Source organism: Paenibacillus sp. S150 (assembly GCF_019352175.1).
GTDB lineage: Bacteria > Bacillota > Bacilli > Paenibacillales > Paenibacillaceae > Paenibacillus_AQ.
The window spans coordinates 192,250-198,531 of the sequence record NZ_JACBYI010000008.1; the positions used below are offsets into that span (position 1 = coordinate 192,250).

General features: G+C 56.3%; 4 protein-coding genes. 1 reads left to right on the forward strand and 3 read right to left on the reverse strand.

Features of this window, described 5'->3' with window-relative positions:
- Nucleotides 1–96 precede the first annotated feature (96 nt).
- The 3 genes from HYD27_RS11015 to HYD27_RS11025 all read right to left on the reverse strand — a co-directional run bounded on the left by HYD27_RS11015 (nucleotide 97) and on the right by HYD27_RS11025 (nucleotide 3,663).
- Nucleotides 97–1,137 (reverse strand): LacI family DNA-binding transcriptional regulator, encoded by a 1,041-nt coding sequence (locus HYD27_RS11015; protein ID WP_219214858.1) that lies wholly within the window; start codon nucleotides 1,135–1,137, stop codon nucleotides 97–99.
- Nucleotides 1,138–1,419: 282 nt separating this feature from the next.
- Nucleotides 1,420–3,390: an AraC family transcriptional regulator gene (locus HYD27_RS11020; protein WP_219214860.1), complete on the reverse strand. Its 1,971-nt coding sequence runs from the start codon at nucleotides 3,388–3,390 to the stop codon at nucleotides 1,420–1,422.
- Nucleotides 3,391–3,444: 54 nt separating this feature from the next.
- Nucleotides 3,445–3,663: a hypothetical protein gene (locus HYD27_RS11025; protein ID WP_219214862.1), complete on the reverse strand. Its 219-nt coding sequence runs from the start codon at nucleotides 3,661–3,663 to the stop codon at nucleotides 3,445–3,447.
- Nucleotides 3,664–3,937: 274 nt separating this feature from the next.
- Between HYD27_RS11025 and HYD27_RS11030 the strand changes: the two genes are divergently transcribed.
- A complete protein-coding gene (locus tag HYD27_RS11030) occupies nucleotides 3,938–5,875 on the forward strand; it encodes an NAD(+) synthase (RefSeq protein WP_219214864.1) in 1,938 nt (645 codons plus the stop codon).
- The last annotated feature ends 407 nt before the right edge of the window (nucleotides 5,876–6,282 follow it).

Here is a 6,282-nt window from a genome sequence, read left to right on the forward strand (position 1 = left end):
GTCCATGAAGCAGACGGTGCCGTTACCTGTAGGGACTATAGGGATATAAGCGGCTCTGAGCCCCGTTCTCCCTATAGCGGCAATGCAAAGATCACCTTACGCGCTTTCTCCGGCCCTCAATACTGCAGGCAGCCATATTTTCCCCGCCGCCCCTGATGCTGTGCCGCCCTCCAGCTGCTTCAGCACACGGCGGACCGCTTCCTCCCCCATGCCTACATAAGGAATTTCCACACAGCTTAAGGACGGCAGACTCAGACGGTGGCCCTGGATCGTGTTGTCTGCGGCCATTACCCGCAGGTCCTCGCCGATCCGCAGACCCAGCTTGTGCGCAGCCCGGTACAGATCCGGTATGCCGCTCGACCAGTTCACCAGAAGGGGAGGCAGCGGTTTCCCGGCATCTGCCAGCTTCAGCAGCCATTCCTCCCATTCCACCCGTCCTTCCCGTTCGGGAAGGCGGAACGAAAAAGGACTCATTCCCCGTTCGCTGCACCAGCCTGTGTAGGCATCCCGGCGGGTCCGCTCCGCCCAGCTGCGGGTGCTCTCATGGTACACCTCCGCATACAGCGGAGCCTGAAGCTGCGGTGTTCCCGCACGCAGCAGATAATCAAGCGCCAGTTCCACGCTGCCCTTGTAATCAGCCAGCACCGAGCACACACCCTCCGTCTCGGCATAGCCCTCCACGGAAACATACGGAATGCCCGCCTCACTGACCTTGGCGGCCCATGCTTCATCGCGGTAGCTGGTGCCGTCCAGCGTCACGATGCCGTCGATCTTCCGCTGGTGATAGAGATCCACCAGCTCATCCCTGGCCTCGCCGTCCGGCCTCTGGCCCGGCGAGCAGAGCAGAATGTGATAGCCCTGCGTCTCACATTCCCGCTGCATGCCCTCCAGCAGCCGCATGAACAGCGGATGCCGGGTGTCCCCGAACGCCGCCAGGCTCAGGCTGCGGCCCGTCTTCATGCTCCGCGCCTGGGCGTCCACATGGTAGTTCAGCTCCCGGATCGCCGCCAGCACGTTCTCGCGGGTCTCCGCGCTTACGCCGATGCCCGGCGTATCGTTCAGCACCGCGGATACCACGCTGCGGGACACGCCGGCCAGCCTGGCCACATCGTGGCTGGTTACTCTTTTTTTGCCCATATCAGCACCCCGGCAAGAGTATAACACGTGTTATGAAAGTTGTATAGCAGATTTTTGTAAGCGCTCTGAGAGGAGCCCGCTTCATGAATCAAGCCTGCATTGCCCGGCGGCTGGAACAACTGTCCGTGAGCTGAAACCTACCCGGCGCCTAAGAATCCGCCTGCCCGGCAGAGTGTCCGGCAGGCGGAAGCTGTGCCCCTCTTTTACAAAGGACAATATCCGCTTCAGCTAAATCTGAAAGATTATTTGGAGGCGCAGGCCCTTGCAGATTCGCTTCCGCGCTTAATTCACTCTTGGTGCGGCAAGAAGACTCTGCACAATATAATCCAGCTGGGCATTAAGCGAATAGATATCACTGTAGTAGGCCAATCCAAAGTCAATCTCCAGCAGCCGGCCTTCTTTGACCGCGGGAATGCTGTTCCATATGGGGTCCCGGGTCAGATCGGCCATGCCTTCGTAGGAAGAGCGGAAGATATAATCCCCGCTGTATTGGGCCAGCACTTCGAACGATACGGATTCGCCGTCCGCTCCGGTGGCCGTGTCAATCTTTTGCTGGATAATTCCGGGCGCCTTCATGCCCAGGTATTCGTAGATCACCTGCGAGCCACGGCCGAATTGTTTGCTTGCGACCACGGACATGCTGCGGTCCTTGCCGCCTTCCATAATCGAAATGGTGCGGTCAAGAATGCCTGCCTCCTGGAGCTTCTGCTTGCTCTCCTCCACTTTGGCGTGGAACGCGTCGAACAGTGCTGTGGCCTGCCCCTCTTTTCCCAGTACTTGTCCAATGAAGGATACCCGCTCCTCGGCGGTCATTTTCTCATAAGGAACCAGCACCGTAGGCGCAATCTCATGCAGCGCTTGATAGGTTTCCTCCGACGGAACAATAATCAGATCAGGGTCCAGCGAGAGGATGACTTCGGGACTTGCTTCGAACCAGCTTCCCAGCTTCTGCACATCCTTCAGCTCTTCCTCGAAGGCGGCGCCTTCGGACACATCGGATACGCCGACCGGTTTGACGTCCAATGCCAGCACATCGCCCAGCAGATAGAGCACGACTACACGCTGCGGATTCGCCGGGACCTCAATATCTCCTTTTACAGTGGAAATCGTGCGGGTCTGCGCATCAGCAGCAGGGCTTTCCGGAGCAGCGGCGGCGCTTGCTGAAGCAGAGGGGGACACAGCCGGGGCATTGGTGGTTGAAGCCGAAGTATTAGCTGTTCCTGAAGAGCAGGCGCTTAACAGTATGGTGAAGCACAACATCAGGGTAAGCAAAAGAGAGGGCTTAGCATTTCTGAACATGAATGACGCTCCTTCTGTTTTATATTGATAATGATTATCATAATCAATATAACGAAGGAGGTCCTCGGCGGCAATGTCATATCGGGCAACTGCAGATGGCATTTCCGGCCACCGCTCCGCATTCCGGAGTGAATTTTTGTATTTTACGGGTGAGGCTCCGTAGTATTTCTTGAACATCCGCCCGAAATAATATCCATCCGGATACCCTACGGCTACCGCAATATCATACAGGCTGGCTTCTGTATGGAGCAGCAGCTCCAGGGCTCTTTCCATGCGTATGCGGATCAAGTATTGGGCAGGACTCGTCTGGAGGCGGATTCTGTACAGTCTGGTCAAGGTCCGCGGGCTGCTGCCCACAGCTTCAGCCAGCTTCTCCAGCGTAATAGGCTCGTTGTAATGCTCCTGCATATAACGGAGGGCGTGCTCCAGCGGATCAGGCCGCAGCGGCTCGATGTTCCGGGCATGCAGCTGCCAGAGCAGCTCATGCACCCATTGATAGAACAATGCCTTGACCTGCAAATGCTCAAGCTCCCCGCCCTTCTGCCATTCGCGGAACATTGTGCTCAGCCTGTCGAATAACGGCAGCGGATTGCCGGGAACGAAGATGTATTGCTGGTTAAAAGAATCGCAGCGCTCCATGAGCGCAAGCAGATTGTTGCGTGCAGGAAGTGCAAGGATGGATTTGTAGAGGATCAAATAATACTCCAGCGCCTCTTCGGTCCGCAAAATCTCAATTACTGTTCCTTTGCCGCCATGGACGATGCTTGCGCTCCGGAATTCGTGGATTATTTCGTCTACCAGCAGCTTGCCGCTGCCGTGGATGACATACAGGTAGGCGCTGGCCGGCAGCTTGTACCGGATATCCGCAGCCCCGCCGCTGAAGGAGCTACGGCGGATGTCAATAATATCTATGTATGCGTGATTCCACAGCAAAATGTGGTCCTTCAGATTCATGGCCCTCCATCAACTCCCGTTGCTTCATACAGTGATTATAGATGATAATCGTTCTCAATAGCAATGGAAGACTGCTGCCTCTAATTTTAATGACAAAGAATATTTTAATAGCCGGATCACAACAGTCAAATCACAACAGTAGAGCATCAGTTCTGTAGCTGTGGATTCAAAATGCCTGCTTTCACGAGGAAATGAACGCTGGTTCCTTCCAAAATCCCCTGTTGGCGCTCTATATTGAGCATTCATTTCTGTAATTCCTACGATTTCTGTCATTCCTCCTGGCCACTAGGGACCGTACAGCCGCTATTTTCTCTTTAGAGCCGGGAATAAGAGCAGCTCAGTCCGTTGCAGGATGAGGGGCTTTCCCTTCCCAAAGGCCCGCAACCGTTCGTGAGCTATTGTATTCTTCTCCCAAAAACATAGGCCGGGGCGCCGCAGAAATGCAAGCTTTGATCCCATTCGGCCTTTCGCACTTGTTATGGGTGCCAAATCATGGGTACAATTAGTTATTAGCACGTGTCATTCATACAAAGGATAGGTGAAACAAATGCAGAATTTCGGATTCGCAAGAGTCGCCGCCGCTTCCCCTGAACTGCGGGTTGCCGACTGCGAGTATAATGCAGCACAAATTATCGATGTAATCAGGCAGGCCGACGAGCAGCAGGTTGAGTATCTGGTGCTGCCGGAGCTCTCCGTTACCGGCTACACCTGCGCGGATTTATTCCTGCAGCCGGTGCTTCAGGATGCGGCGCTGGAAGCACTGCTGAAGATCACCGCAGCTACAGAAGGGCGGGACCTGATCGTCATTGCCGGTCTGCCAATTTCTATAAAGAGCAGACTGTTCAACTGCGCGGCCGTATTGCAGCAAGGGGAAATTCTGGGGCTTGTGGTAAAGACCTGCATTCCCGGCTACAGCGAATTCTATGAGCCGCGCTGGTTCGCCGGGGCCGAGGAGCTTGAAGTAGCCGAGCTGCGCATCGGCGGGACGGCTGTGCCGATTGGGAACGATCTGCTGTTCACCAGCGAGGGCGGCAGCGGCATTTCCTTCGGTGTAGAGATCTGTGAGGATCTCTGGGTACCGGTTCCCCCGAGCAGCCTGCTCGCCCAAGCCGGAGCCACGCTGCTGTTCAACCCCTCAGCCAGCAATGAGCTGGTAGGCAAAGCGGATTACCGCCGCCAGCTTGTCGCCAGCCAATCCGCCTCCTGCGTGGCAGGCTACATTTACGCCGGCTGCAATACCGGCGAATCGACAACGGATGTCGTGTTCGGCGGCCACTCGCTGATCGCTGAGAACGGGCAGATGCTCGCCGAGTCCGAGCGGTTCACCCATGAGAGCCGGATGATTGCCGCCGATATCGACGTGCCGAGAATCCAGTATTCACGCACGGTGATGGGCACCTTCCGGGCCGGCAAGGGCGGACGCAATTTCCGCGAGGTGATGTATGCGGCTCCGGGCGCCCGGCATGACGGGCGGAAGCTCGCCCGCAGCATCGCCGTCAATCCGTTTGTTCCCGGCAATCCGCAGCAGCGCGATGACCGCTGCCGGGAAATTCTGTCGATTCAGACCTCCGGCCTGATGAAGCGCATCCGCCACATCGGCACCAAACAGGCCGTGATCGGCATCTCCGGGGGCCTCGATTCCACGCTTGCGCTGCTCGTCGCAGTGCGGGCCATGGAGCTGCTGGGCCGTCCGGCCAGCGATGTGCTGGCTGTCACCATGCCGGGGTTCGGCACGACGAACCGCACTTACGACAACGCCGTCGGCCTGATCAAAGCGCTCGGCGCTTCGCTCAAGGTGGTTGACATCAAAGCCGCCTGCCTGCAGCACTTCGAGGATATCGGCCATGACAAGAACGTTCACGACCTGACCTATGAGAACGTCCAGGCCCGGGAGCGCACGCAGATCCTCATGGATCTGGCGAACAAGAACGGCGGCATTGTCATCGGCACCGGCGACCTGTCGGAGCTTGCACTCGGATGGTGCACCTATAACGGGGACCATATGTCCATGTACAGCGTGAATTCAGGGATTCCGAAGACGCTGATCCAATATGTCGTCGCCTGGTATGCCGATCACGAGGCAGACGAAACCGTGAACAAGCTGCTCTACAGCATCATCGACACAGGAATCAGCCCCGAGCTTCTGCCACCATCGGCTACAGGCGAAATAGTCCAGCTCACGGAGAATATTCTGGGGCCTTATGTGGTGCATGATTTCTTCCTCTATTACATGCTGCGGACAGGCGCTTCTCCTGCCAAAATGCTCTATCTCGCCCAGCATGCTTTTGGGGAAGCCTATTCCAAAGAGCAGCTGGTGAGCTGGCTGCGGGTATTCGTCACCCGTTTCTTCACCCAGCAGTTCAAGCGCTCCTGTCTGCCGGACGGGCCCAAGGTGGGAACGGTCAGCCTCTCGCCGCGCGGTGACTGGCGCATGCCAAGCGACGCTTCCGCCGCCCTTTGGCTGCGTGAAGTGGAGGCGCTGTAAGCAGCACAGCAGGTCTGGCCTGGCAGCTAAGCAGCAGCTCCTGTCATCACAGCAACGGCTGCGCCGTCCTTAAATGGATGGCGCAGCCGTTTTGGCATAAAATGCTATTTTGATATCATTAAGTGAACCAAGCTCAGCCTGTCAAATCCCCAGTCTTACCGATCTCCGGGTGGAAAAAGTAAACCTAATCTGGAGGCACCCGGCTCCCCAACGACCTCCAGCGGGAAAAAGTAAACCTAATTCGCCCCATTTGCTCCATAAATGGTCATTCCGCTTAAATTTTATACGAAAAAAGGCTTTATCGCTTTACAGCTCGAAAGGATAATTGACTGTCAGAGGTCCTATCGTGGAACTTCATTTTTTTTTAAAATGGTTATCCCGTGGTGGGCGTCAGTTCCACTTGGAAC

Bases quoted from the DNA above. Each gene is read 5' to 3' on its own strand.
- HYD27_RS11020 (WP_219214860.1), bottom strand. From the start codon at position 3,390: ATGAATCTGAAGGACCACATTTTGCTGTGGAATCACGCATACATAGAT.
- HYD27_RS11015 (WP_219214858.1), bottom strand. From the start codon at position 1,137: ATGGGCAAAAAAAGAGTAACCAGCCACGATGTGGCCAGGCTGGCCGGC.
- HYD27_RS11030 (WP_219214864.1), top strand. From the start codon at position 3,938: ATGCAGAATTTCGGATTCGCAAGAGTCGCCGCCGCTTCCCCTGAACTG.
- HYD27_RS11025 (WP_219214862.1), bottom strand. From the start codon at position 3,663: ATGACAGAAATCGTAGGAATTACAGAAATGAATGCTCAATATAGAGCG.